The 25,490-nt window shown below is 68.1% G+C and carries 27 protein-coding genes; 9 read left to right on the forward strand and 18 right to left on the reverse strand.

From position 1 onward, the window contains the following. Position 1: 1 nt before the first annotated feature. A complete protein-coding gene (locus OIM94_RS17470; RefSeq protein WP_264607929.1) occupies positions 2–1,231 on the reverse strand; it encodes an acyltransferase family protein in 1,230 nt (409 codons plus the stop codon). A gap of 233 nt (positions 1,232–1,464) precedes the next feature. Continuing rightward, positions 1,465–2,238 carry a sulfite exporter TauE/SafE family protein gene (locus OIM94_RS17475; protein ID WP_264607930.1) on the reverse strand — a complete coding sequence of 258 codons (774 nt, stop codon included), beginning with the start codon at positions 2,236–2,238 and terminating at the stop codon, positions 1,465–1,467. 156 nt (positions 2,239–2,394) lie between these two features. On the opposite strand from OIM94_RS17475, the gene epsC reads away from it, so the two are divergent. Both epsC and OIM94_RS17485 read left to right on the forward strand, forming a co-directional pair. Next, a complete protein-coding gene (gene epsC / locus OIM94_RS17480) occupies positions 2,395–3,084 on the forward strand; it encodes a serine O-acetyltransferase EpsC (RefSeq protein ID WP_264607931.1) in 690 nt (229 codons plus the stop codon). Then, on the forward strand, positions 3,084–3,422 hold the full coding sequence (locus tag OIM94_RS17485; protein ID WP_264607932.1) for a DUF2794 domain-containing protein: 339 nt from the start codon (positions 3,084–3,086) through the stop codon (positions 3,420–3,422). Before epsC ends, OIM94_RS17485 begins: the two co-directional genes overlap by 1 nt. Before the next feature lie 49 nt (positions 3,423–3,471). On the opposite strand, the gene OIM94_RS17490 is transcribed toward OIM94_RS17485, so the two are convergent. From OIM94_RS17490 to OIM94_RS17540, 11 genes are all read right to left on the reverse strand, one after another. Then, entirely contained in the window at positions 3,472–4,584 is a 1,113-nt protein-coding gene (locus OIM94_RS17490) for a hypothetical protein (RefSeq protein ID WP_264607933.1), read from the reverse strand. 71 nt (positions 4,585–4,655) lie between these two features. Continuing rightward, complete coding sequence (locus tag OIM94_RS17495) at positions 4,656–5,546, reverse strand: SDR family NAD(P)-dependent oxidoreductase (protein WP_264607934.1); 891 nt, start codon at positions 5,544–5,546, stop codon at positions 4,656–4,658. A 110-nt stretch (positions 5,547–5,656) separates the two neighbouring features. Beyond that, positions 5,657–6,085, reverse strand: a complete 429-nt coding sequence (locus tag OIM94_RS17500) for a Fe-S oxidoreductase (protein WP_264607935.1) — start codon at positions 6,083–6,085, stop codon at positions 5,657–5,659. Between the two features lie 154 nt (positions 6,086–6,239). Next, positions 6,240–6,512: a hypothetical protein gene (locus OIM94_RS17505; RefSeq protein ID WP_264607936.1), complete on the reverse strand. Its 273-nt coding sequence runs from the start codon at positions 6,510–6,512 to the stop codon at positions 6,240–6,242. 128 nt (positions 6,513–6,640) lie between these two features. After that, positions 6,641–7,333 carry a phosphate regulon transcriptional regulator PhoB gene (gene phoB, locus OIM94_RS17510; protein WP_064314091.1) on the reverse strand — a complete coding sequence of 231 codons (693 nt, stop codon included), beginning with the start codon at positions 7,331–7,333 and terminating at the stop codon, positions 6,641–6,643. Positions 7,334–7,342: 9 nt separating this feature from the next. Next, a complete protein-coding gene (phoU, locus tag OIM94_RS17515; protein ID WP_264607937.1) occupies positions 7,343–8,044 on the reverse strand; it encodes a phosphate signaling complex protein PhoU in 702 nt (233 codons plus the stop codon). Continuing rightward, complete coding sequence (pstB, locus tag OIM94_RS17520) at positions 8,044–8,820, reverse strand: phosphate ABC transporter ATP-binding protein PstB (RefSeq protein WP_264607938.1); 777 nt, start codon at positions 8,818–8,820, stop codon at positions 8,044–8,046. Before pstB ends, phoU begins: the two co-directional genes overlap by 1 nt. Continuing rightward, on the reverse strand, positions 8,820–10,118 hold the full coding sequence (pstA, locus tag OIM94_RS17525) for a phosphate ABC transporter permease PstA (protein WP_264607939.1): 1,299 nt from the start codon (positions 10,116–10,118) through the stop codon (positions 8,820–8,822). The genes pstB and pstA overlap by 1 nt, the downstream gene beginning before the upstream one ends. Beyond that, positions 10,111–11,487, reverse strand: a complete 1,377-nt coding sequence (pstC, locus tag OIM94_RS17530) for a phosphate ABC transporter permease subunit PstC (RefSeq protein WP_264607940.1) — start codon at positions 11,485–11,487, stop codon at positions 10,111–10,113. The genes pstA and pstC overlap by 8 nt, the downstream gene beginning before the upstream one ends. A 40-nt stretch (positions 11,488–11,527) precedes the next feature. After that, positions 11,528–12,559, reverse strand: a complete 1,032-nt coding sequence (locus tag OIM94_RS17535; protein WP_264607941.1) for a substrate-binding domain-containing protein — start codon at positions 12,557–12,559, stop codon at positions 11,528–11,530. A gap of 85 nt (positions 12,560–12,644) precedes the next feature. Further along, entirely contained in the window at positions 12,645–13,853 is a 1,209-nt protein-coding gene (locus OIM94_RS17540) for a sensor histidine kinase (RefSeq protein WP_264607942.1), read from the reverse strand. 82 nt (positions 13,854–13,935) lie between these two features. On the opposite strand from OIM94_RS17540, the gene OIM94_RS17545 reads away from it, so the two are divergent. Genes OIM94_RS17545 through OIM94_RS17560 form a run of 4 tightly spaced genes read left to right on the forward strand, consistent with a single transcriptional unit; the run spans position 13,936 to position 16,455 of the window. After that, a complete protein-coding gene (locus OIM94_RS17545; RefSeq protein ID WP_264607943.1) occupies positions 13,936–14,325 on the forward strand; it encodes a hypothetical protein in 390 nt (129 codons plus the stop codon). An 11-nt stretch (positions 14,326–14,336) separates the two neighbouring features. Further along, positions 14,337–14,612, forward strand: a complete 276-nt coding sequence (locus OIM94_RS17550; RefSeq protein ID WP_264607944.1) for an HPr-rel-A system PqqD family peptide chaperone — start codon at positions 14,337–14,339, stop codon at positions 14,610–14,612. Then, positions 14,600–15,451 carry an HprK-related kinase A gene (locus OIM94_RS17555; protein ID WP_264607945.1) on the forward strand — a complete coding sequence of 284 codons (852 nt, stop codon included), beginning with the start codon at positions 14,600–14,602 and terminating at the stop codon, positions 15,449–15,451. Before OIM94_RS17550 ends, OIM94_RS17555 begins: the two co-directional genes overlap by 13 nt. Beyond that, complete coding sequence (locus OIM94_RS17560) at positions 15,448–16,455, forward strand: nucleotidyltransferase family protein (RefSeq protein ID WP_264607946.1); 1,008 nt, start codon at positions 15,448–15,450, stop codon at positions 16,453–16,455. Before OIM94_RS17555 ends, OIM94_RS17560 begins: the two co-directional genes overlap by 4 nt. A gap of 22 nt (positions 16,456–16,477) precedes the next feature. Here the strand turns inward: OIM94_RS17560 and OIM94_RS17565 are convergent, their stop codons facing one another. The 4 genes from OIM94_RS17565 to OIM94_RS17580 are packed head-to-tail and all read right to left on the reverse strand — an operon-like array spanning position 16,478 to position 22,031. Beyond that, positions 16,478–18,472: a TonB-dependent receptor gene (locus OIM94_RS17565; RefSeq protein ID WP_264607947.1), complete on the reverse strand. Its 1,995-nt coding sequence runs from the start codon at positions 18,470–18,472 to the stop codon at positions 16,478–16,480. 58 nt (positions 18,473–18,530) lie between these two features. Further along, complete coding sequence (locus tag OIM94_RS17570) at positions 18,531–18,884, reverse strand: hypothetical protein (RefSeq protein WP_264607948.1); 354 nt, start codon at positions 18,882–18,884, stop codon at positions 18,531–18,533. A 40-nt stretch (positions 18,885–18,924) separates the two neighbouring features. Further along, on the reverse strand, positions 18,925–20,505 hold the full coding sequence (locus tag OIM94_RS17575) for an ATP-binding cassette domain-containing protein (RefSeq protein ID WP_264607949.1): 1,581 nt from the start codon (positions 20,503–20,505) through the stop codon (positions 18,925–18,927). Continuing rightward, entirely contained in the window at positions 20,502–22,031 is a 1,530-nt protein-coding gene (locus OIM94_RS17580) for an ABC transporter ATP-binding protein/permease (protein ID WP_264607950.1), read from the reverse strand. The genes OIM94_RS17575 and OIM94_RS17580 overlap by 4 nt, the downstream gene beginning before the upstream one ends. A 118-nt stretch (positions 22,032–22,149) precedes the next feature. Between OIM94_RS17580 and OIM94_RS17585 the strand changes: the two genes are divergently transcribed. Genes OIM94_RS17585 through cydX form a run of 3 tightly spaced genes read left to right on the forward strand, consistent with a single transcriptional unit; the run spans position 22,150 to position 25,035 of the window. Continuing rightward, positions 22,150–23,739 (forward strand): cytochrome ubiquinol oxidase subunit I, encoded by a 1,590-nt coding sequence (locus OIM94_RS17585; protein WP_264607951.1) that lies wholly within the window; start codon positions 22,150–22,152, stop codon positions 23,737–23,739. Between the two features lie 21 nt (positions 23,740–23,760). After that, a complete protein-coding gene (cydB, locus tag OIM94_RS17590) occupies positions 23,761–24,906 on the forward strand; it encodes a cytochrome d ubiquinol oxidase subunit II (protein ID WP_264607952.1) in 1,146 nt (381 codons plus the stop codon). Positions 24,907–24,918: 12 nt separating this feature from the next. Continuing rightward, a complete protein-coding gene (gene cydX / locus OIM94_RS17595; RefSeq protein WP_264607953.1) occupies positions 24,919–25,035 on the forward strand; it encodes a cytochrome bd-I oxidase subunit CydX in 117 nt (38 codons plus the stop codon). A gap of 99 nt (positions 25,036–25,134) precedes the next feature. Here the strand turns inward: cydX and OIM94_RS17600 are convergent, their stop codons facing one another. Further along, the gene (locus OIM94_RS17600; RefSeq protein ID WP_264607954.1) at positions 25,135–25,293 is read right to left on the reverse strand and encodes a hypothetical protein; all 159 of its coding nucleotides are present in this window, start codon (positions 25,291–25,293) and stop codon (positions 25,135–25,137) included. Positions 25,294–25,490: the final 197 nt, after the last annotated feature.

Genomic DNA, 25,490 nt, shown 5'->3' on the forward strand with positions numbered 1-25,490 from the left:
CTCAGGCGGCGGCGGTTGTCGCGATCGACTCGGCTTCGCCGAGGGCGCGGCGGCCAGCGGCGAGGGGCATCGATGGGGCGAGCGGAGCGCGCGACAGCCAGCGACGCGACGCATCTCTCGCGGGCGTCTCGATCCAGCGATAGGTCGCGGCTGCGCAGAGGATCACCACGCCGAGCAGCACGAACGCCAGCAGATCGGGGGCGAATGTCAGCACCTTGACGGTGCCGCCTGCGCCGAAGGCGGTGTCGACGAGCGGTCGGTGCACCAGGCGCCCCGCCACGGCCAGTGCATCCAGCCCGCGTGCCAGGACCAGCGTGTGGATCATGTAGATCGAATAGGACAGGCTGCCCACCAAGGTGAACGGGCGGGTCTTGAGAAGCCGGCTGACCGCGCCACCTTCGGCTGCGAACAGGAACACCGAGCCGCCGAACAGGAGCGGTGCGAGCAGCGGCAGCCCGCCCGCGGCGACCATCGCGACGCAGCACGTGACGGCGGCGAGTTCGAGCAGGCTGGCCATCGCAAAGCCCAATGCCGGCTTGCCCGTTGAAGAGAACAGCGCCCAGGCAAGCAGGCCGATCGAAAAGCCCAGAACGCAGCGCGCAAAGGCATAGGCCGTCGCCGGATCCCATGCCGAGGGTCCGGCAAGGAAGAGAAAGAGCGCGGCACCGGCAGCGAGACCCGCCACGAGCCAGAGCCCGCGCGACGGCATCGCGCGCAGGACGAGGGCGACGAGCAGATAGGTCCAGATCTCGGCGGCGATGCTCCAGCTCGGGCCGTTCCAGACGATGTTGGGATAGCCGGCGAAGATTTGCACGAGGGCGAGGCTGCTCGCCAGCGCCGGAAGCGTGCGGGGCTCCGCAAAGGGAGCGCGTGCGCTCAGCCCCCCGGTCCCGACCAGCGCGCCTGCAATCTCGAGGGCGAGCAAGGCGAGGAGCACGGCAAGATGCAGCGGATAGATGCGCCCGAGCCGCAACAGCATGAAGCGGCGCACGGAATAGCCGCTGCCAAGGCGCTCCAGATACCCGCAGCCGATCACGAAGCCGCTAAGGACGAAGAAGAAGTCCACGAACATCCATCCGTGCTGAACCAGCGCGGCGTTCGTGACGATGCCGGTAGATCGTAAGTGAAACAACACGATCATGCACGCGCAGATGCCGCGCAAGCTGTCGAGCGCGTCGAAATGCTGCGACGGATGCGCTGCCTTCCCCCCGACGACGGCAAGATGTTCCATCGATGCTGCCCCTGCGCGCAAGGCTCGTCTTCATCGGTGCGGGTCACGTCTGGTCGGAGCCGAATATGGTCGCGCAAGATCTAAGCGACTTTCAGTATGGCTGGTGCAGCAGAAAGCTCCATTCCGGTTCGGGATCGGCGCTTCCGGTCGAAGCCGTGGGAACGATGCTTGCCAGCCGTCCGGGCATGATCCGCCTGCGACGCGCGGCGCTGGGCTCCGCCCTCGCTATTCCGTCAGACGAGTGCCCGATACAGGCTGAACGCGCTCGTCGCCGTCAGCACCACGCCCACCAGGCTGAGCAGCAGCCGCGTCGGAATGCGCTTGGCGAACATCGCGCCGAACGGCGCGGCGATCACGCCGCCGGCCAGCAGTCCCAGCACCGGATGCCAGAAATCGGGCGTGAAGCCCTGCGCGCCGATGTGGAATAGGAAAGTCGCCGAGATGGTCAGCGTCAGGAAGAACTCGGTGGTGTTGACCGTGCCGATCGTCGTGCGCGGCTGCGCACCCTGGACGAGCAGGTTGCTGGTCACCACCGGCCCCCAGCCGCCGCCGCCGGCAGCATCGAGGAACCCGCCGGCAAGCCCCAGCGGCTCCACGATCTTCGGCTCGCGCTGCTGCGGTGCGAATCGGATCGCGCGGAACAGCAGATACAGGCCGATCGCCGAGAGATAGGCCATCACGAACGGCCGCGTCACCGAGGCATCGAGCGCGGTCAGCACATAGGCGCCCAGCACGCCGCCGATGATGCCGGGGACCAGCAGCCGCGCAAACAGCCGCCAGTTGACGTTGCGATGAAGGACATGGCTGAGGCCGGACACGCCGGTGGTCATCGTCTCCACCAGATGCACGCCCGCAGAGGCGGTGGCGGGCGCGATGCCCAGCACGCTCACCAAGAGGGTGCTGGAAATCACGCCGAAGGCCATGCCGAGCGCACCGTCCACCAGCTGCGCGGCGAAGCCCACCGCAACATAGGGCAGCATCTCGGCCAGCGTGATTCCTGCGAACATCGATGCCCCTGTTGCGATTGACCGGGGGCGTGGAATGGCGGCTTTCGGAAATTCCTACAACCCCGATAGTCATTACGGTACGCATCCCGGGCCGGGGCGGGCGCTGGAAATCCGGGGAGCGCGCTCCTATTTCGCCTCCGATTAAGGGGTCCGGCCATGTTCCAACGTCTGAAGGACTATCTCGATTCGATCCGCGCGCGTGATCCCGCGCCGCGGAGCCGGTTCGAGATCCTGCTATACCCAGGCGTATGGGCGCTGGGCTACCACCGCATCGCGCACGCGCTGTTCCGCCGGCGGTGGTTCTTCCTCGCCCGCCTGGTCAACCACTGGTCACGCTGGATGACCGCGATCGATATCCATCCGGGTGCGACGATCGGCCGCAACTTCTTCATCGACCATGGCTTCGTCGTGATCGGCGAGACCGCGCTGATCGGCGACAATGTCACCATCTACCAGTGCGTGACGCTGGGCGGCACCAGTCCGGACAATGGCGTGGGCGGCAAGCGCCACCCGACGCTGCTAGACGGTGTGATCATCGGTTCGGGCGCGCAGGTGCTCGGCCCGATCACCGTCGGCCAGCGCGCGCGGATCGGTGCCAACGCGGTCGTTACCAAGGATGTCGCGCCCGGTGCGGTGATGGTGGGCATTCCGGCCAAGCCGACGCTGGTCGAGGCCGGGGCCTGGCAGAAGGATTTCGTGCCCTATGGAACCCCCTGCAGCGACGTTTTCGATCCCGCCACGCAGAAGCTCGAACTCATGCGCTGTGAGATCGAGACGCTGCGCAAGCGGCTCGACAGCATGATCGCCGAGCGCGATGCCGCGGCCCAGCTTCGCGACCGGGCCTGATGGGAACCGTCACCCCGCTGCCGATCAGCCGCCCGGGACAAGTCGGTTTCGATCGCCTCGAACTTAATCGCATCCTCGATCTTTACGGCCGGATGGTCGCGGCGGGGCACTGGCGTGACTATGCGATGCAGTTCGACAAGGACGTGGCGGTGTTCGCGGCCTTCCGGCGCGCGGCCGAGCGGCCGGAATATCGGATCGAGAAGCGTCCCGCGCTGCGCAACCGCCAGGGCATGTGGGCGCTGATCAACGAAAGCGGCGCGGTGCTCAAGCGGGGGCAGGAACTGGGGCCTGTGCTGGCGCCGGTCGAGCGCCGGCTGATGAAGCTGGTCGAGGAATAGACCCGGAAATGCGTCTCCTCCCCCGGCGGGGGAGGAGATCGATCTGCCTTCAAGCCAGTGCGCCCTGCTGCGTCGGCGGGAGCCGCCGGGCGAAATCGCCCAGCACCCCCACCGCTGCGCGGCGCATCGGGTGCCAGAAGGCCGACAGGGTCAGCAGCGCGGAGCCGATCACCAGCCCGGTGAATGCGGCGCTGAGTTCCACCGCGCCGCTCTGGTGGAACAGCGAGTAGAGCGCCCACAGCACATAGGCGAGACTGGATACGAGCAGCGCGCGGCGATCCACTGCGAGCGCGACGAAGGCAAAGAACAGGTAGAGCGCGAACACGATGGCGGCCATCGGCGCGCCGATCTCGCCGTCGAACACGCCGAGCATGTGGAACACCGGGTGCGCGATCAGCGGCGCGGCGGCCAGGTGCAGCCAGAAGGCGACGTCGGAGCGGCGGGTGCGGCGCTCCAGATCGCTCATGTCCCAGCGCATCGCCGCGATGAAGGTGCCGATGCCGCCGACCAGCAGGATCGCGTTCACCCATTCCTTCGCGGCCGGGATCAGCGAGAGGATCAGGCCAACCGACACGCCGACCACGGCCAGCGCGCCGGCCGCCACGGTGATCGGCACCATGAAACGGCGCCAGTGCACCCATGCGGCGATTGCGGTCAGCGTGCCGGCAAGGGCGGCGATCACCCCGGCAATCCGCTCGCGCTGCGCTTCGGTGGTGATGTGGAAGGCGGATTCGATCCAGGGGATGTTGATCGCGATGAGCCCTGCGATCGTGGCCCCGGCTCCGCCGACGAAACCGAGCAGCAGCAGGATGGAGGGGAGGGCGAGCCGGCGACGGGCCGTGAAATATTCGGCCAGCATCCAGCTGGTCGCCGCGACGGCCGCACCGCCGCCGATCAGGTTGGCGCCGACGATGCGCGGCTCGGAGCCGCCGCCGACGATCGACTGCACGAGCGTGCCGCCCAGCTTGCCGATCGCCAGCAGGATCAGTGCCGCCGCGATGGTAACGAAGATGTCGTTGAACCCGCTCAGCAGCCGGAAATGCTCTTCATCCACCGCCGGGGTCGCCCGGCTGGCGGCAACGTGATTGCGGAATGCCGAGGCGGCCTCGGGGGTGAGTGCCCCGGCCTCCACGGCGCTTGCCAGTTCGCTTTCGCTGTACATCGGCCATCCTCCTTCGAAGCCGGGAGGATGTCACATGTGTATTGCTGATGCAATACGGTGCGGCACGGAGGTCAGCGCTGCAATTTGCTCAGGATCGCCATGGTCTGTTCGGCGCCCGAGCCGGGGACGATCTCGCCGGTGCGGTCGATAATCTGCGCCCATTGCGCGGCGACCGCCTCGGGGGTGTCTTCGGCCAGCACCGCGCCCGGGGTGAGCGTGACATAGGCGGCCTGCACGACGCCCGCGCCCGCGCCGACGATCATGTTGCTGGGCGCGTCCTGCGACACCAGGAAGAGTGCGGCGGGTGCGACATGCTCGGGCGCGAAGGCGGCGAAGGCGGCTTCGGGAAACAGGCCCTCGGTCATCCGCGTGCCCGCCACCGGCGCGATGGTGTTGACCCGGATATCGTGCTTGGCGCCCTCCAGGTGCAGCGTCTTGGTAAGGCCGGCGAGCCCGAGCTTGGCGGCACCGTAATTTGCCTGGCCGAAATTGCCGAACAGCCCGGTGGAAGAGGCGGTCATCAGGATGCGGCCATAGCCCTGCTCCCGCATCGTTTCCCACACGGCCTTGGTGGCGTTGGCCGAGCCGATCAGGTGGACGTCGACCACGAAGGCGAAGTCCTCCGGCGTCATTTTGGCGAAGCTCTTGTCGCGAAGCACGCCGGCATTGTTGATCAGGATGTCGATCCGGCCCCAGCGCGCCTTGGCGGCGTCCGCCATGGCGACCATCGCGGCGGCATCGGTGACGCTGCCGCCATCGGCGATCGCCTCGCCCCCCAGCGCCTCGATTTCGGCGACCACGGCGCGCGCGGCGTCGGAATGGCCCGATCCGTCGCGGCTCGCGCCAAGGTCGTTGACGACCACCTTCGCTCCCCGCCGGGCGAGTTCGAGCGCATAGGCGCGACCGATCCCGCCGCCGGCACCGGTGACGATGGCGACGCGATCATCGAAGCTAATAGACATGAAAAAGGCTCTCCGAAGACATTCGTTCGGGAGAGCCTAGGGGAGTGGGCATTGCCTGCCAATCCGGCTCCCCTCCCGCTCGGGGAAGGGAGCCGGACCTGCAACAGGGATTACTTGCCGCCGCGCTGGCGACAATGATCCTTCACGGTACGCGAGCAGAGCGGGTAGCTGGCCGGATCGGCAGGTGGCGGCGGCGGGGCGGCCATTGCCGTAGCCGGCGCTGCACCCGCGGCGGGCGGCGGCGGAGGCGGGGGCGGCGCACCCGGCGTCATCGCGGTGCCCGGCGGCGGGGGCGGCGGCGGCGCCATCCCGGCGCCCGGCGTGGGCGGGGGCGGCGGTGGCGGCGAAGCTTCGCCCGCGCCCATGGTGCCGGCCGGCGGCGGCGGGGGCGGCGGTGCGGCGGGATCGGTCTGCGGCGTCGTCTGGCCCGGCATCGGGGGCTGCGTCTGGGTCTGGTCCTGCGTGGTCTGTGCCGGCATATCCTGCGCGATGGCAGTGCCGCTCAGCGCGAGCGCCGAGGCGAGAAGCATCCACTTCATTGGTGCACTCCTTACTTCATCAATTGCCGAGGTGCGAACGTCCGCAGTTAGCGTTTTGTTGCACCGGTGTTTCCGGCAAGCGTGATTCTGCAAGGGGTTGGCGGGAGCGGCGAGGGCGGTATCGCCCGCCGACGCCGTCCCGATCAGCCGGCGATCAGCGGCTGCCGCGCTGGATGCATTCGTCGGCCTGGCCGTTCGTGCACAGCGGATAATGGGCGCGAGGCGCCGGCGGTGGGAAGGCCTCGCTCGGCGTCAGCGGATTGGCGTGGAAGACCACCCTGTCGCCCGGCTGCGGGGCGCCGTTCGCCCACATGGTGGCGGGGGCATAGCCGCCCGGTTGGCTGGCAGTGTTCATCGCGGCGGGGGCGGTCTGGGCAAGGGCCGGGCTGGCGAGTGTCAACGCGGCTGCAAGTGCAATCAGCTTCATTCGCTGTCTCCTGCAAGGCTACACGGGTGTGCAATCTCACACCCGGTATGCAGAACGAAGCGCTTGCGGGAAGTTTCCGACGAACCGCGGAGCTTGGCAAAAGTTCCGCGGTTCATCGTGCGTACAGGTCAGTTCCCCGCGTCAAGCGCGTATCCCGCCGAGCGCACCGTGCGGATGATGTCCGGCCGGTTGCCCTTGTTGATCGCCTTGCGCAGGCGGCGGATGTGGACGTCCACCGTGCGCGACTCGATGTCGCTGTCATGCCCCCATACCGCGTCGAGCAGCCGCTCGCGCGAGAACACCCAGCCCGGATGCTCGAGGAAATGCTTGAGCAGGCGAAACTCGGTCGGCCCCAGCTGGATCACCTCGCCGCCGCGACGGACCTTGTGGCCTACCGTGTCCATTTCGATATCCGAATAGGTAAGCGCCTCCCCCGCCAGCGCCGGCCGCACCCGCCGCAGCACCGCGCCGACCCGGGCGACGAGTTCGCGCGGCGAGAAGGGCTTGGTGACATAATCGTCGGCGCCGGTCTCAAGGCCGCGGACGCGGTCTTCCTCTTCGCCGCGCGCGGTCAGCATGATGATCGGCACGTTCGCCGTCTCGGGCATGCGGCGCAGGCGGCGGCATACCTCGATGCCGGAAAGCCCCTCGACCATCCAGTCGAGCAGCACGATGTCCGGCGTCGCCTCCTTGGCGAGGAGCAGCGCTTCCTCGCCATCGGGGGTGTGCTTCACTTCATAGTCTTCGCGCTTGAAATGCCAGGTGACGAGCTCCGCGATCGCGGCATCGTCTTCCACCAGCAGCATCTTTACCCGTGCCATATATTCCCCTCAGCTCCCGCTGCCTTCGCCGGCTTCCGCTTCGGCGAGATACTGCCCGGTCGCGGCAAAATAGACCATCTCGGCGACGTTGGTTGCGTGGTCGCCGATCCTCTCCAGATTCTTGGCGACGAACAGCAGGTGCGCGACCTGGCTGATCGTGCGCGGATTTTCGACCATGAAGGTCACCAGCGTGCGGAAGATCGAATCGTAGAAGTCGTCCAGGGCATTGTCGCTGGCATGGACTTCGGCCGCCGCCTTGGCGTCGCGCGCCGAAAAGGCATCGAGCGCCGCGCGCACCATGTCGGCGGCGAGCTGGCCCATCGCGGGCAGGATCGAGACGGCCTCGATCCGCTCCTCGCCCTCGGCATGGATCATCGGCACGCGCTTGGCGATGTTCTTTGCATAGTCGCCGATGCGTTCGATCACCGCGGCGATCTTCATCGCGGCGATCACCTCGCGCAGGTCGTCAGCCATCGGCGCGCGCAGCGCAATCACGCGGACGACGAGCTTTTCCAGCTCCGCCTCCATCGCGTCGATCTGCTTGTCCTTCTTACGCACGGTCTTGGCCAGCGCCTCGTCGCCGCGCTGCAGCGCCTTCATCGCGTCGTAGATCGCCTGCTCGGCAAGCCCGCCCATCTGCGAGATCAGCGCGCGCAGCTGGCTGATGTCCTGATCGAACGCCTTGACCGTATGTTCGTGGCCCGATGCCATCAGCCGTACCTTCCGGTGATATAGTCCTTCGTGCGCTCTTCGCGGGGCGCGGTGAAGAGGTGGTCGGTCTCGCCATATTCGACCAGCTGGCCGAGGTGGAAGAAGGCGGTGCGCTGCGAGACGCGGGCGGCCTGCTGCATATTGTGCGTGACGATCACGATCGCGTAGCGCCCGCGCAGCTCGTGGATCAGCTCCTCGATCTTGGCGGTGGCGATCGGATCGAGCGCGCTGGCCGGCTCGTCCATCAGGATCACCTCGGGATCGACCGCGATCGCGCGGGCAATGCAGAGGCGCTGCTGCTGGCCGCCGGAAAGGGCGGTGCCGCTGTCGGAGAGGCGGTCCTTCACTTCCTCCCACAGCCCGGCGCGCTTCAGCGAGCGCTCGACGATGCCCTCCAGGTCGTTCTTCGATGTAGCGAGCCCGTGGATGCGGGGTCCGTACGCGACATTCTCGAAGATCGACTTCGGGAACGGGTTGGGCTTCTGGAACACCATGCCGACGCGGGCGCGCAGCTGCACGACGTCCATGTCCGAGGCGTAAATGTCCTCGCCGTCCAGCGTGATCTCGCCCTGAACCCGCGCACTCGGGATGGTGTCGTTCATCCGGTTGAAGGTGCGCAGGAAGGTCGACTTGCCGCAGCCCGACGGGCCGATGAACGCGGTGACCTTGTCCATGTCGATGTCGATCGACACGCCGCGCACGGCATGGTTGTCGCCGTAGAAGACGCTGACGTCGCGGGCCGACATCTTGTGGGGAGCGGAGGATGCGACGGTCATTACCAGCGGGTCTCGAACTTGTTGCGAAGGTAGATGGCGAGCCCGTTCATCGCGAGCAGCACCGCGAGCAGCACCAGGATCGCGGCGCTCGTCTTTTCGACGAAACCGCGGCTGACCTCGTCGGACCAGAGGAAGATCTGCACTGGGAGCACGGTCGAGGGATCGGTGAAGCCGCCCGGTGCCGTGACGATGAAGGCGCGCATGCCGATCAGCAGCAGCGGCGCCGTCTCGCCCAGCGCACGCGCCATGCCGATGATCGTGCCGGTGAGGATGCCGGGCAGAGCGAGCGGCAGGACGTGGTGAAACACCACCTGGATCGGGCTGGCGCCGATGCCGAGGGCGGCGTCGCGGATCGACGGCGGCACGCCCTTGATCGCGTTGCGGCTTGCGATGACGATGACGGGCATGATCATCAGCGCCAGTGTCACGCCGCCGACGAGGGGGGCCGAGCGCGGCAGCATCGGACCATAGACATGGCCGCCGATCTGCCATGTGCCGAGGAACACGGCGAGTCCGAGCAGGCCGAAGATGATCGAGGGCACCGCCGCGAGATTGTTGATGGAGACCTCGATCAGGTCCGTCCAGCGGTTCTTGGGCGCATATTCCTCGAGGTAGATGGCCGAGAGCACGCCCACTGGGAAGGCGATCAGGAACGTGATCGCCATGGTAAGCAGCGACCCCTTGAGGGCACCCCAGATGCCCACCGCCACCGGGTCGGTGGAATCGGATTCGCTGAGGAACGCCCAGTTAAAGCTGCGTGTGATCGCACCCTGTTCCTGCAGCCGGGCGACGCCTGCTTCCATCGCCGGATCGCCGGTACCTGCCAGCGCCTGGTCGAACGCCGTCGCGGCGGGAACGGAAACGGTCGTGCGCCGATCGAGCAGCGAAGGATCGCGCTTTACCGCCTCGCGCACTGCCAGCCAGGCGCTCGGCGCGAGATAGGTCGAGCCGTCCGGTCCGAAGGCGGCGACGGCTGCGTTGTCTACCGCATCCTCGATGCCAGCGCTGGCGAGCGCGAGATCGGCCGCAGGGCCGCTCAGCTGCTGGCGGGTCACCTTCAGCTGCGCGGCCTTCAGGTCGATCGGCAGCGCCAGTTCGGTCACGGTGAAGCCGCGCCAGCCCTGCACCACCATGGTCAGCAGCAAAAAGGCGAGGAACGCGGCGGACAGGATCACGGCGCCCGCGCCCAGCATACGGAAGCGCCGCTCGGCCGCATAGCGGCGGCGAATCCGCTTCTGCATCGCCGCGCCCTTCCAGTCGGTCGGGCGTCGCTCGCTCAAGGGGGCGGGCTTATTCATAGGCCTCGCGATACTTCTTCACGACGCGCAGCGCGACGATGTTGAGCAGCAGGGTGATGACGAACAGGGTCAGGCCCAGGGCGAAGGCGGCGAGCGTCTTGGGGCTGTCGAACTCGGCCTCGCCGGTAAGCAGGTCGACGATCTGCTTGGTGACGGTGGTCGCGCTCTGCAGCGGGTTCAGCGTAATCGTCGCTGCGCCGGAGGCAGCCATCACCACGATCATGGTCTCGCCGATCGCGCGGCTTACCGCGAGCAGCACGCCCGCGACCACGCCGGGCAGCGCGGCGGGGACGAGCACGCGCGCGATCGTCTCGCTGGTCGTCGCCCCCATCGCCAGGCTGCCGTCGCGCATCGCGGTCGGTACCGCGGCAAGCGAGTCGTCGGCCATCGAGGAGACGAACGGGATGATCATCACGCCCATGACGAGACCGGCGGCCAGCGCGCTTTCGGACGAGGCGAACGGGTCGCCGAGCAGCACCGCCAGCTTGCGCACGGCCGGCGCAACCGTAAGGGCGGCGAAATAGCCATAGACCACCGTAGGAACGCCGGCGAGCATCTCCAGCGTAGGCTTCATCCAGCGGCGGGTGGTCGCCGAGGCATATTGGGTGAGATAGACCGCGCTCATCAGCCCGAACGGGATCGCGACCAGCATCGCGATCACCGCGCCGATGAAGAAAGTCCCCCAGAACAGCGGCACGGCACCCAGCGAGGCGCCGGGGTCCTTGGCGTCGATCACCTGCGGGCTCCAGTGGGTGCCGAACAGGAATTGGGTGATCGGCACCTGCGCGAAGAAGCGCGTCGATTCCCAGAAGAGCGAGGCGAAGATGCCGATCGTCGTCAGGATGGCGATGAGCGAGGCGACGAGCAGCCCCATCATCAGCGTGCGTTCGACTTTGGAGCGTGCGCGGAAACCGGCGCGGATGCGGCTGAGCGCGAACGCACCGCCGGCGAAGGCCAGCAGGATGGCGGCCGCGGTGCCGATCCAGGCATAGCGGCTCCGCGCCACGCGCACCACCGGCGCCAGTTGCTGCGCCAGCGGATCTGCTTCCGCGGCATAGGGGTTCTCCGCGACGGCACGTGCCTGGGCGAGCACCGAATCGCGTTCGAAGCCGAAGTCCGAGAGGCCGGCTGCGGCAGGGCTCTGCAGTACCGTCTGACGGACCAGGCCGGGGCTGATCGCCGACCAGACCGCGAGGAACAGCAATGGCGGCAGCACGGTCCACATGCCGACGAACCAGCCATGCTGGATCGGCAGCGAGTGCAGTCGCTTGGCGCGCCCACGATCGAACCGCATCGCCCGTGCCCGCGCAGTGAGCCAGCCGATCAGCCCCAGGCCGAGGATCAGGAACAGAAGCGCGAACGGATTCACCGGCAGGGGATCTCAGCGGAACGAAGGGAGGGACGCGGCATCACGGTAGCGTGGCCGGATCGAGCGGGGTGAGATCGGCGACGCGCTTCGCCATTTCCGCGCGCATCGGCTCGGGCGCCGCGATCAGGCCGCGCTTCACCAGCGGCCCGCCGGGCGCCCAGAGCGTGGTGTAGAGCGCAAGAAAGTCCTTCAGCCCCGGCACCGCCTTGAGATGCCGCTTCTTCACATAGAGGTAGAGCGGGCGCGCGCCGGGATAGCGGCCGTCGGCGATCGTCGCATAGGTGGGCGCCACATCCTCGATCGGCACGCCGTGCAGGCGGTTCTGATTCTCTTCGAGATAGGAATAGCCGAAGATGCCAAGGGCATTCGGGTTCTGCGCCAGCCCCTGCACGATCAGATTGTCGTTCTCGCCCTTGTCGACGTAAGCGCCGTCGTCACGGATGCGGCGGCATTCGATGTCGTACTGGGCGGGGTCGGCCTCGGCCTTCAGGCGCGGGGCATTGGGATCGGCCTCCAGGCAGCCGGGGGCGAGGATCAACTCTACAAAGGCGTCGCGCGTGCCGCTGGTGGATGGCGGCCCCATCACCAGGATCGGAATCGCGGGAAGGGCAGGGTTGACGTCCTGCCAGGTGCGGGCGTTGTTCGGCTTGCCCAGCGGATTGGCGGCCAGCGCCAGATACACGTCGCGCTTGGTCAGCCGGAGCTTGGGCCCCTGGTTGGATTCGGCGAGGGCCACGCCGTCCAGCCCGATCACGATCTCCAGGACCTCGCCGACCTGGTTGGCGGCGCAGCGATCATATTCCTTGCGCGTCATCCGGCGCGAGGCATTGGCGATGTCTGGGAACTGCGCGCCCACGCCTTCACAGAATCGGCGAATGCCGGCTCCGCTACCGATCGATTCCACCACGGGTGCCTTGCGCCCGCTGCGCGCGTTGACGAACGCCTCGGCCACCGCGGTGGTGAACGGATAGACGGTGGAGGAGCCGACCACGCGGATCTCGCGCGTGGCGTTGCCATCACAGCCCGCAAGGGCGAGCGTGCCGAAGGCGATCAGCGCTAGACGACCCAGCATCGTCACTTCTTGCTCCCCGAGGATGGCGGTATTTGGATCGCGGAGTCTGCGCTTCGCCCCGCGCTTCGCCCATCCGGCAATCGCGTTACGACTTTATGACACTCGGCTCGATCGGCAGTCGCACGGCAACCGTCGTGCCGATCCCGACCGTGGAGCTGATATCCAGCCGGCCGCGGTGGCGTTCGACGACGTGCTTCACGATCGCCAGCCCGAGCCCCGTGCCGCCCAGCGAGCGGCTGCGTCCCGAATCGACACGATAAAAGCGCTCGGTGAGCCGCGGGATATGCTCGGCCGGGATGCCTTCGCCCTGATCGGTCACGGCGAAGCGCACCATGGTGCCGCCCTCGCTGCGCAACGAGACGGTGACCGGCGTGCCGGGCCGACCATATTTCATCGCGTTGCCGATCAGGTTGTGGAGCAGCTGGCTGAGCTGGGTACGGTCGCCGCGCACCGGCGCCACCGCCTCAATCTCGGTTACAAGATCGGCGGCGCGCGGGCTGCCGGACAGCTCGTTGCACACTTGCGGGATCAGGTCGCCCAGCGCCACCGACTCGGCCGGCGCGCGATATTTCTCGGCCTCGATGCGGCTCAGCGAGATCAGATCGCTGATCAGCCGGTCCATGCGCCGCGCCTCGTCGTGCATGATCTTGAGGAACCGCGCGCGGATCTCCGGCTCTTCGCCCGCGCCGTCGGCGAGCGTTTCGACATAGCCGAGCAGCGAAGCGAGCGGCGTGCGCAACTCGTGGCTGGCATTTGCGACGAAGTCGACGCGCATCCGGTCGGCGGTATAGCTGCCGGTGCGATCGATAAGGTGGACGACGCGCTCGCTGGTTTCCAGCGTGCGGACCCGCATTTCCCAGCGCTGTTCGCGGGTGCCCAGGCCGACCAGATGAATGGGCGCGGCACTGTGGTCTTCGCCGGGGTCGAGCAGGCGTTCGGCGGCAGCCGGGTGGCGGATGGCCAGGCGTACGTCCTCGCCCAGGATATGCTCGCCCAGCAACGCGCGCGCGGCGGCGTTGGCGGCGATGACGCGCGTGGTCGCGATCACCAGCACGGGTTCGGCGATCGCTTCGATCACTTCGCCGAAGGCCGGCTCCTGCTCGGCGGCCAGTGCCGCAGCAGCGGGCGCCGGGGCGGGCTCTCCACCCAGCGCGACCACCAGGACCGCTGCGATCGCGCCGACCAGCATCAAGAGGCCGATCTGCAGATCGCCCGTCACCAGATACCCGACCAACGCCGCAAGCGTCGCGACACCGAGCGCGAGAATCGTGCGGGAGCGGGCAGCCGACAGCATGCGCGCCTTCTAGCGTGCGATCGTCCCAAGACGAGCCTCTATTTACGATTGCGAAATGGGCGCGGGCGCAGAAGAAGGGGCCATGGACGATCCCAAACCCGAAGACCTGCCGACGCGTCGGCGTGCGCTGATGCTGGGCGCGGCGAGCGCCGCCGCGATCGTCTCGATCCGGCCGGCGCTGGCGCAGACCAACGCATCGATCATGCAGTGCGAAATCCCGGTGACCGATCCGGCGCGCGCGGGCAGCTATATCGCGGCGGATGGGCGCGTCGTGCCGGCGCGCACGCCGGGTGCCTTTCCGGCGCCGGCCCGCAATTTCAAGGCGCAGGACGTGAAGCGCGCGCTCAACGGCGGCACGCTTCCCGGCACCGATCCCCAGGCGAGCCGCGCGTACACCAATTACATCCGCCGGCTGCAGCGCGGGACCAGCGGCTTCACCTGCTTCGCATCACTGCAGATGCCGCGCGGCTGACGGGCGGGGCGGTGCTCTATCACGCCGCCGATCCTGCGACCCTGCGTGTCGTCCCGCTGGACGCGCTGACGCTGATCTATCACCGCGCCTCGGGCATCACCCATATCGTCGACGCGCCTGTGCCGGAGATCCTCGACATCCTGCGCGAACGACCTCGCAATGTGGCGGGGCTGCTCGCGGTGCTCGTCGAACGCTTCGACCTCGCCGATCCCGATCCCGCCGCGCTGGCCGTGCGGCTGGACGAACTGGTGGCTGCGGGTCTGGTGGAGCGGGCATGCGCCATCTGAAGCTGCTGCGTATCGGCCCGATCGGCTTTCGCGTCGGCAGCCATTGGCGCGGCCCCGTCGCGGCGCTCGATGACCTCTACTGCGACTATCCGGAACCGCAGGACGGCATTGCGGACTTCAACGTCCACCTTTTCGCCGCGCGGCCGTGGCGGCGGGTGCTGCGGCCCGCGGTGCACATCGCCGGGGACTTCGTGATCCCCGATGCGGCACCGCTGCCGCTCGCCCAGGGGCTGCTCGCCGCCGAAATGGGGATGAACCTGCAGATGGCGCTGGGGCTTCGGCGCTACCTGCTGCTCCACGCCTCGATGGTCGAGCGGGACGGGCGCGCGGTGCTGATGACCGGCATTTCGGGGGCGGGCAAGTCGACGCTGGCGGCGCTGCTGATGGCGCGCGGCTGGCGGCTGATGGGCGACGAGTTCGCGCTGATCGATTGCGCCACCGGGCTGGCACACGCTTTTCCCCGGCTGGTCAGCCTCAAGAACGAGGCGATCGATGTGGTCGCGAAGGCGCTGCCGGGCGCGCGCTTCGGCCCGCTGCTGGAGGGCACGCCGAAGGGCGCGATCCGGCATGTCGTACCCGATGCGCGCGCGATCGCCGCGATGGACCAGCCTGCCGAACCCAGCCTGATCCTGTTCCCGCGCTTCGGCTTTGACGCCGCCGAGCGCCCGGTGCTGCCGAGCGAGGCGTTCGTGCGGCTCACCCAGTCCTCCACCAACTATGTCAACCTTGCCGAGCGCGGATTCGAGGCGCTGGCCCGGCTGGTGCAGAAGGTGCCCTCCCGTGCGATCGACTATCCCGATGCCGAGACCGCCATCGCCATGGTGGAGGCGCTGGCATGAACCCGGCGCTGCTGCTCGCTCGCGTCTTGCGCGACCCCGCGACGATCGCCGGGCTTGCAGCCGCCGAGTGGAACGCGCTGTGGGCGGTGGCGCGGGCCGAGCAGCTCGCGGGAACGCTCGCGCACCGGATCGCCGGGCTGCCGATGCCCGAGGCGGCGGCGCGGCTGGTAGCGGATGCGATTGCCTCGGCCGAGCAGGGGCGTACGGCGGCATTGTGGGAAGCCGAGATGGCGCGTCGCGCGCTCGCCGATCTCGATGTGCCGGTGGTCCTGCTCAAGGGCACCGCGTTCGCGGCGGCGGGGCTGTCGCCCTCGGTCGGGCGGACGATCGGAGATCTCGATATCCTCGTGCCGCGCGATGCCATGGGCGCGGTCGAGGCGGCGCTGCTGGCGGCGGGGTGGGAGTGGGTCAAGCCCGACCCCTATGACGATGCCTATTATCGCCGCTGGATGCACGAGCTGCCGCCGCTGATCCACCGCGATCGCGACAAGATGATCGACGTGCACCACACGATCCTGCCGCTCACCGCCCGCATACGCCCCGACGCCGCGGTGCTGCTGGCCGAGAGCGTCGCGCTGGAGAACGGCCTGCGTATCCCGAAGCCCCAGGACATGCTGTGCCACGCCGCCGCGCATCTGTTCGCGGACGGCGATCTGGCAGGGGGCATGCGCAACCTGTGGGACATTCACTGCCTGCTCGGCGAATTCGGCTTCAATGGGCTGGCCGAGCGTGCCGCGCATCACGGGCTCGGCGCCGCCATGGCGCGGGCAGTGCGGCAGTCGGTGCGTCTCTACGGCACCGAGGCGCCGGCGGCATGGCAGGGCTGGGACGCGCTCGACCCACTGTTCCTCCGACGCCTGACCGCGCGGGACCACTGGGGCCGCTCGACGCGCAAGGCGGTGCAGCTGGGCTTCTATGTCCGCTCGCACCTGCTGCGCATGCCGCCGGCGATGCTGGCGCGGCACCTCTGGACCAAGTGGCGCAAGGGGTATCGGCCGGCCTGAACCTGCCGATACCCGCTCACGATCAGAAGGTCGCGACCTTGACCATGAACCGCACGTTGCGGCCCGGCTGGACGACCAGATCCTTGTTCAGCGAGGCGGCGTTGCGCTGCACCTCGTCGGTCAGATTCTGGCCGATGATCGCGAACTCGATCCCCGGCTGCGACTTGAACGGCCGCCAGGCGATCTGGGCGTTGAGGTTGTTGTAGCCCGGCGTCTCGGTGTCGAAGGCGCCGAACTTGGTCTGCTTGCCGGCATGGATGAACTGCACCGCGGCATCCCAGATCGGGCTCAGCCAGTTGACCCCGCCGCCGAGGCGATAGGGCGGGATGCGCGGCACGTTGCCGCCATTGTCCAGCGTCGCGCGGGTGTAGTCGGCCAGCGCCGTCAGCTGCAGCGTGCTGTCCTTCGCGTGGAACAGGTCGTAGCTCGCCTTGCCTTCGAGACCACGGAAATGCGCGCCCTGCTGGCGATAGTTGAGCTCCTTCAGGTCGCCATCGCCGCCGATCGCGCAGGTGCCGTCGTCGTCGCAGGTGCGGCCCGTCAGGTCGCCATAGATGTAGTTGTTGAACCAGGTCGAATAGGCGCTGCCGTCGAAGTGGAAGCGATCGAGGTTCACCCGCACGGTCGCCTCGATCGAATTGGCGCGCTCGATCTTGAGGTTCGGATCGCCCGTCTCGAAGGTGTTGGGACCGTCATGCCCGCCGCGGGCGAACAGCTCGGTGATCGCCGGCGCGCGGCCGGTGCTGGATCCGGTGAAGCCCAGCTTCACATGGCTCCCCACGTCCAGCAGCGCGCCGATCGCGCCGCTCACCGGCGTGAAGTCGCGCGATGTGAACAGGTTCGACGCGGGCGTCCCTTCCTCGCGGACATGCTCTACGCGGCCGCTCGCCTGGACGTGCAGGATGTCGGTCAGCGGCACCTCGGTGAACAGGTACGCCGCTTCGCTCTGGGTGGTGGTCGGGAACAGGTAGCTGCTGTCCTGCCCGATCGCCGAGAATTTGCGGTTCTGCACCTCGAAGCCGATCGCCGAGTTGCGGATAGAACCCAGCGGGTTCAGCAGGAATTCGAGGTGGCCGTCGAATTCCTTGTTGCGAAAGGTCGTGTCGATCGTGCCGTCCGGTTCCTTCTCGTCATGCGTGTAGTCCGCATAGCTGGCGGTCAGGTTGATCGACTTGAGCGGACCGGCGTTCACCGCAAACACGTCGTTCGACATCACCTTGGTCTGCCGCATGTCGATATAGGTGGTGTCGCTCGGGATGCCGTATTTCGAGTTATACTGGCTCACCGACAGGCCGACATGGCTCGCATCGTTGCCGCCGAAGAAATAGGAGCCGCCGACCGAGGCGCCGTGCCCGCGGAAGAAGCTGTTCTGCTGGGTGCCGAGCGGCGTGTCGTAATCGCCGGCATCCCGGTAGAAGCCATCGGCATGCAGGGCGAACTGGCCGAGCTTGGCATCGACAAGCGCGCCGCCTTCGCCGACGTTCGAGACGGTGCCGTAGCTGCCCTCTGCCTCGCCGGCGAGCGTTTCGGTCGGCAGCTTCGTCGGCACGCGGTTGTTGATCACGTTGACCACGCCACCGATCGCCTGGCTGCCATAGCGCAGCGTGCCGGCGCCACGGACGACCTCGATGCTCTGCGCCGAGAAGGGATCGACGGGCATGCCATGGTCGGGGCCGATGTCCGACACGTCGGAGCTGCTCGCGCCATTCTCGAGGATGCGGACGCGCGTCGCGTCCATGCCGCGAATGATCGGGCGGCTGGCGCCGTTGGCGAAGGTGGTGGCGGCGATGCCGGGCTCCTGCGCCAGCGCGTCGCTGATGCTGGCGCCGCCGGCGCGCAGGATCTGGTCGCGATCGACATGGGTGACGATGGTCGGCACTTCGTCGCTGGACACGGCATAGGGGGCCGCGGTGACGATGATGGTGTTCTTGTCGTTCGCCTGCTGCGGATCGGCATCGGCAAAGGCATGAGGAGCGAACGCGACGACAGCCGCGCCCGCGAGAAGGGCAGTACGCATGGGGTTACTCCGTGAACCTGGGCGCGCGCGTCGGCAGGCCGACGGCGCAAGTCTTTGATCAGGCGGTGCGGAGTACAGGCGGCGCGCGGCTGCGCCAGGCGTGGGAGCGTTGTGGATGTGCGGCCGTGTCGGCGCTGGTCGGCTGGTGCCAGCGGCGCATCGGCGCGGGCAGCGCCAGGGCAGGGCCGCTCGAGGCGAGATAGGCGCTCGCCGTCGCCACGTCCGCACAGAGCGGGCAATCCTGATCATCGCCGCCATGCCCGGGCGCGTGATGCGCGTGCGGCGGGACGCTCCAACCGGCGGCGTCATGGACATGCGCTCGCACGATCCCCGCCTGCCAGCAGAGCGCGAACGCCAGCAGCAGCGCCGGCAACAGCCGGGAGAGGAGACCCGTGATGCGGAAAAAACGCATTCCCGATGCCGTACTGCAGCATCGGGAATGTTTCAATATATCATCGGCAGGAAAGTACGCCGATATCCACGCGCCGTTCGGCAAGCGCGAGCGGCGCGTGCCGGTGCGACACGAGGATCAGGCCGGTGCCGGTTCCATCGAGCCACGCCCGGAGCCGTGCCACCAGCATCGCCTCGGTTGCGGCATCCAGCCCTTCGCTGGGTTCGTCGAGCAGCAGCCATGGCCGCTCGGCAAGCAATGCGCGCGCGAGCGACAGCCGCTTGCGCTCGCCGCCCGAAAGGGTTCCGCCCGCCTCCGCCACGGGGGTGTCCAGCCCTGCCGGCATGGTGGCGATGGTGGCATCGAGGCAGGCCGTGTGGAGCGCCGTCCGCATTTCCGCCTCGGTGATACCGGGCCGGGCGACGCGGAGATTGTCGCCGATCGAGCCGGCGATCAGCACCGCGTCCTGGGGCGACAGCGCGCATTGGCGGCGGAGCGCGTCTGCGGTGCATTGGTCGAGCGGCGTGTCGTTCAGCGCCAGAGGATGAACGGGCGTGCGCAGTCCCGCTATTGCCTCGATCAGCCTGGTCTTGCCGGTGCCCGAGGCACCGGTGATCGCGACGCGGCTCCCCGGCGCCAGCCGGTGGGTGCCGAGCGTGATCGGCTGCGGGGCGGCGTCCGTCGACGCAGCCGGGGTGATGTCGCCGGGCAGGTCGGCAAGCGCGGCAAGACGGGCAAGGCCCTGCTCGACGCTCGCCTGGCGCAGCGCGGTGCGGGCAAAGGCGGCCATCGCCTCCACCGCGGCGGCGGCGGCGAGCAGCGCCAGCGCGCGGATCGGGGCGGTGCCTTCGGACAGGGCAAATACGAGGGCTGCGGCCACCGTGCCATAGCCCGCGAGCAGTCCGGCAATGGCCCCGTCGCCGCGCGCGAGGGCCGCGCGGGCGCGGGCGAGCGGGCGGGAGAGCGTCGCGATCGTATCGGCCACGCGCGGCGCGAGGCCATAGGCAATGATCTCGGGCCGGGCGGCGGCATAGTCGACGAAGGCGGTGCGCAGCGCCCCCAGCGCCTCGGCAGCCTCGGCGGCCGGGCCGCTGGTCAGCCGCCGGGCGGAGAAGGTGAGCAACGGCGGCAGCGCGGCGAGCAGCAGCGCCAGTGCGAGCGCTGCCTTCCATCCAGCAAGCGCGACCAGCGCGACGGCGAAGCAGGCGGCGGCCAGGCTGGCCGGGCGGCTGGGGCGACGGACGACCAGATCCTCCAGCGCCTCGATATCGCCGATCAGCCGCGCGCTGGCGTCGCCGCCGGCGAGATCGGGCGCGGTGCGGCTGTCCTGTGCGGCGAGCTTGCCGAAAAGCTGGCCGCGCAGCTCGGCCATCGTGGTAAGCGCGGCCTGGTGCGACAACAGGCGTTCGCCGTATCTGCCGGCGGTGCGCAGGATGGCGAGGCCACGGATCGCGGCGCTCGGGACCAGATAGTTGAACGCAGCGACGGCTGCCGCGCCGCTTGCGCCTGCAATGGCCGCACCGGTGAGGAACCAGCCGGAGAGTGCGAGCAACAGGATCGCGGCAAGGCCCGCGATGGTTGCGCAGGCCAACGCCTGGCGCAGCGTGCGGCGTTCGGGGGAGGCGAGGGGAAAGAGGGTCACAGCGACACCTCGGCATCGGCGATCGCGATCAGGCGCGGATCATGGGTGGCAACGATCACCGCGCGCTCGGCGGCAACGGTGCGGAGCAGCGCCGCAATGGCCTCGGCGCTGGCATCGTCAAGGTCGGCGGTCGGCTCGTCGGCGAGCAGCAGCGGGCGATCTGCCAGTAACGCGCGGGCGAGGCCGAGACGACGGCGTTCCCCGCCCGAGAGGCCGGAGCCGCGATGGTCAAGCGGCAGGTCGAGCGTTGCGCCGCGCCGGGCGAGCATGGGCGCGAGGCCGACGCGGTCGATCACGGCGCGCAGATCCGCGTCGGCAGCATCCGGTGCGGCGAGCGCGAGGTTGTCGCGCAGCGTGCCCGGCAGGATCAACGGATGCTGCGCCGCCCAGGCAATGGCTTGCGGCGCAAGCGGCGTGATCGTCCCGCGGTTCGGCGCGATCTGGCCAGCGAGGGCGGCGAGCAGGCTGGTCTTGCCGCTGCCGGTGGGGCCGGTAAGCGCGAGCAGGCCCGTGGTGCCGATCGACAGGTCGACCGGGCCGATGGTCCGGCCGGGCCAGGCGATCATCAAGTCCGTTGCCTCGACTCCGCCGAAGACCGCCAGTGCGGTTGTCGCAGGCGCTAGCTCCGGCACCGCCGCTATCGCCGTGCGCGCGGCTTCGCCGAGTTGCTTGTCGTGATATGCCGCTGCCAGCCGCCGCATCGGCAGGTAGAATTCCGGCGCCATCGCCAGCGCGAAGAACGCTTCGCGTAGCGTCAGCGTCTCGGGATCAGGAAAGGGGAGGAGGCCGAGCAGGCTGAACCCGCAATAGACCGCGACCAGCGCCACCGCGAGCGCCGAGAAGAATTCCAGCACCGCGCTCGACAGGAAGGCGATGCGCAGCACCGCCACGGTCCGCGCCGCTACGTCGCGGGTAGCGACACGGACCTGCCGGGCGATCCGTTCCTCGGCGGCGAAGTGGCGGAGGATCGGCAGGGTGCGGATGCGGTCGACGAACAGGTCGGAGAGGTCGCCCAGCGCCTCCAGCTGGCGCTCCGAGGCGCGTTTCGCTTCGGTGCCCGCGAGAATCATGCCGAAGACGAAGGGCACCAACGTGCCGAGCAGGATGCCCGCCGCAACCAGGCTCGCGCAGGCGATGATCGCCACCGCCACCAGCGGCGCCGCGGCGGCAGCGACGCGTGCGGGGACGAAGCGCGTCTCATAGCCTTCGATCGTCGCGACATGGTCGATCGCCAGCGTGGCCGATTGCCCGCTCGACGGTGCCGCGCCGTTGCCGAGTACGCGCTCGACCAGGCTGCGGCGGAGCGGTGCGGTCGTCGCCTGCGCGCCGCGCACGGCCAGTACCGGCACGCCCCAGGCGGTGCCCGCGCGCACCAGCCCGCCGCCGAGCATCGCCGCGAACGCGGCCCCCGGCACAGCGTGCCCGTCCGCAGCGGCGGTGACGCCGTCGGCAATGCCCCAGGCGAACAGCGCCGCCCCGCCCAAGTCGATGATCCAGGCGAGCCCGGCCTGTTTTTGAAGCTGCATATGAGACAAAATGTACAAGCGATTTCCGCACTGCAACGGAATAGGGGATGTTCCGCATAGGCGGTGGCGCCACCGAAGCCTAGGCCGCGAACACCGGCTCTTTGCTGAGGACACAACTATGGATATGGCAGTCGTAGAGCTGTCGCGCCTGCAATTCGCGCTGACAGCGATGTACCACTTCCTGTTCGTGCCGTTGACGCTGGGCCTTTCCTTCATCCTCGTGATCATGGAAAGCGTCTATGTTGTCACCGATCGCCCGATATGGAGAGACATCACCCGTTTCTGGGCCAAGCTATTTGGCATCAACTTCGTCCTCGGGGTCGCAACCGGGCTGACGATGGAATTCGAGTTCGGGACCAACTGGTCCTATTATTCCCATTATGTAGGTGATATCTTCGGGGCGCCGCTGGCGATCGAGGGGCTGATGGCCTTCTTCCTCGAAGCCACGTTCGTCGGACTGATGTTCTTCGGCTGGGATCGCCTGTCGAAGCGCCAGCATCTGATGGTCACCTTCCTCACCGCACTCGGCACCAACCTGTCGGCGCTGTGGATCCTCGTCGCCAATGGCTGGATGCAGCACCCGGCGGGTGCGGTGTTCAATGCGGACACGATGCGGATGGAAGTCGTCGACTTCATGGCAGTGATCTTCAACCCCGTCGCCCAGGCGAAGTTCGTCCACACGGTCAGTGCCGGCTATGTCTGCGCCAGCGTGTTCGTGCTCGGCGTCTCGGCGTATTATCTGTTGCGCGGGCGGCACCTGGAACTCGCCAAGCGCAGCTTCGCGGTGGCGGCGGCGTTCGGCCTGGCGGCCTCGCTGTCGGTGGTCGTGCTCGGCGACGAGAGCGGCTATGCGCTGACCGACAATCAGAAGATGAAGCTCGCCGCGATCGAGGCCGAATGGCACACCGAAGCGGCGCCGGCAGGGATCACCGTTTTCGGCTTCCCTTCCAACTCGGGCCGCGAGACCTATTTTCAGGTCAAGGTGCCCTATGTGCTCGGCCTGATCGGCACGCGTAGCCTGACCGGGCAGGTGGAAGGCATCTACCCGCTGGTCGGCAAGGCCCGGCTGCGCATCGAGAACGGCCTCACCGCCTATGATGCGCTGCAGACGCTGAAGACCGACCGCCAGAACGTCGCCGCACGCGCGAAGTTCGAAGCCGCCAAGAACGACCTGGGCTATGCCCTGTTGCTCAAGCGCTGGGTGGCCGATCCGCGCCAAGCGACGTCCGCGCAGAAAGATCGGGCCGCCTGGTCGACCGTTCCCAACGTGCCGGCCGTGTTCTGGCTGTTCCGCGGCATGGCGGGTCTCGGCTTCTTCTTCATCGCCTTCTTCGCCGCCGCGCTCTACTACGCCAATACGCGCCGCTTCCACCGCAAGTGGTTCCTGCGCACGGCGATGTGGGCAATCCCGCTGCCCTGGCTCGCGATCGAGTTCGGCTGGGTCGTCGCCGAAGTGGGGCGCCAGCCCTGGGCGGTGGACGGCGTGCTGCCGACCTTCCTCGCCACCTCGAGCCTGACCGTGCCCGCTTTGTGGACCACGATCATCGGCTTCACGGCGATCTATGGCCTGATGGCGGTGATCGAGTTCCGGCTGATGCTGGCGGCGATCAAGCACGGGCCCGAGACCTACGAGCCCTGGCAACCCCGCCACGATCCGGTGCCGACCACGCCCGATCCGCGGCCGCTCCACGCCGTTCCCGCGGAATGAGCGCGAGCAAGGAGAAAGAACATGTCCATCCCGCTCGATTATGAAGTCCTGCGCCTGATCTGGTGGGCGCTGCTGGGGGTGCTGCTGATCGGCTTCGCGCTGACCGACGGCTTCGACCTGGGAACGGCGGCGCTGCTGCCGTTCGTGGGCCGCACCGATGAAGAGCGCCGCATGGTGATCAACACCGTCGGCCCGACCTGGGAAGGCAACCAGGTGTGGTTCATCCTGGGGGGCGGCGCCATCTTCGCCGCCTGGCCGTTCGTCTATGCGGTCAGCTTCTCGGGCTTCTACCTCGCGATGTTCCTGGTGCTGTCGGCGCTGATCCTGCGTCCGGTCGGCTTCAAATACCGCTCCAAGCGTCCCGACGCCGCCTGGCGTTCGCGCTGGGACTGGGCGCTGTTCGTTGGCGGCTTCGTGCCCGCCCTCGTCTTCGGCGTCGCGGTGGGCAACGTGCTGCTCGGCGCGCCCTTCCGCCTCGATAGCGATCTGCGCTCCTTCTACGAAGGCACGCTGCTCGGCCTGTTCACCCCGTTCAGCCTCGTCGCCGGCCTGCTCTCGGTCGCGATGCTGGTGCTGCACGGCGCCGGCTGGCTGAGCCTCAAGGCCGAAGGCGCGGTGGTCGAGCGTGCCCAGCGCTTCGGCACCGTCGCGGCGATCCTTGCGATCCTGCTGTTCGCGGTCGGCGGCGCGTTCGTCGCGTACGGCGATATGGGCTACCGTCTGGTGGGCGTGGTCGATCCCAATGGCCCGTCCAACCCGCACCTGATCCAGACGGTGAAGGCGCCGGGCGCATGGCTCAGCAACTATGGCAGCTATCCGTGGATGCTGGCGGCGCCGCTGCTCGGCTTCCTCGGCCCGGTGCTGGCGCTGATCGGGATCCGCGGGCGCAACGGCACGCTGGTGTTCGCCGGTTCGTCGATCGCCAATGTCGGCATCATCGCCACCGTTGGCCTGTCGATGTTCCCGTTCATCCTGCCGAGCGCGATCGACCCGGCCTCCAGCCTTACCGCCTGGAACGCCTCGTCGAGCCACCTCACGCTGTTCATCATGCTGGGCTGCACGCTGGTCTTCCTGCCGATCGTGCTCGCCTACACCGCCTGGGTGTACAAGGTGATGTTCGGCCGCGTGACGGGGCAAGAGGTGCGCCTCAACCCCGACTTCTACTGAGGAGTGAACCCCATGTGGTATTTCGCTTGGATCCTGGGAACCTGCCTGGCGGTTGCGGCCGCGGTGCTCAACGGCATCTGGCACGAGTTCCATTCGGACCCCGCATCGGACCTGACGGTGCTGGATTGAACCCCAAGGCCGGGCGATCGGCTAGGCGATCGGCCGGCCTTGCAGGAGGAGAGGGAAGGCGGCGGATCGACAAGGTCCGCCGCCTTTTCCTTGTGGAGCTTACATCGGGTCGCCGGCGGCGCGGCGCTCGAAGATGGCGGCGAGTTCCAGGTGCAGCCGTTTGTGACGCTCATTCGGCGCACGCTCCGCCCGATCGCGCTCCTGTTCGGCGCGCAGGCGGAAATGGCTGGCAAGAGGGGCCGTTCGCGTGGCGTTCATCCATCGATCTCAAAGGAAGCTGCGACCTGTTTGCAACAATGTGGTCCGACAGGTCCGCAAACGCCATTCCGTAGAAGTCACGGTCTGTACCGGTACGATACGTATTCGCGCTGCGCGCGACTCGCCGAGCGGAATCTAGGAATGCAGCGCAACGCGCTGATCCGCCGATATGCCCTGTCCCGTTCAGCGACCATTCC

The sequence above is a fragment of the Sphingomonas sp. R1 genome (assembly GCF_025960285.1).
Taxonomy (GTDB): Bacteria; Pseudomonadota; Alphaproteobacteria; order Sphingomonadales; family Sphingomonadaceae; genus Sphingomonas.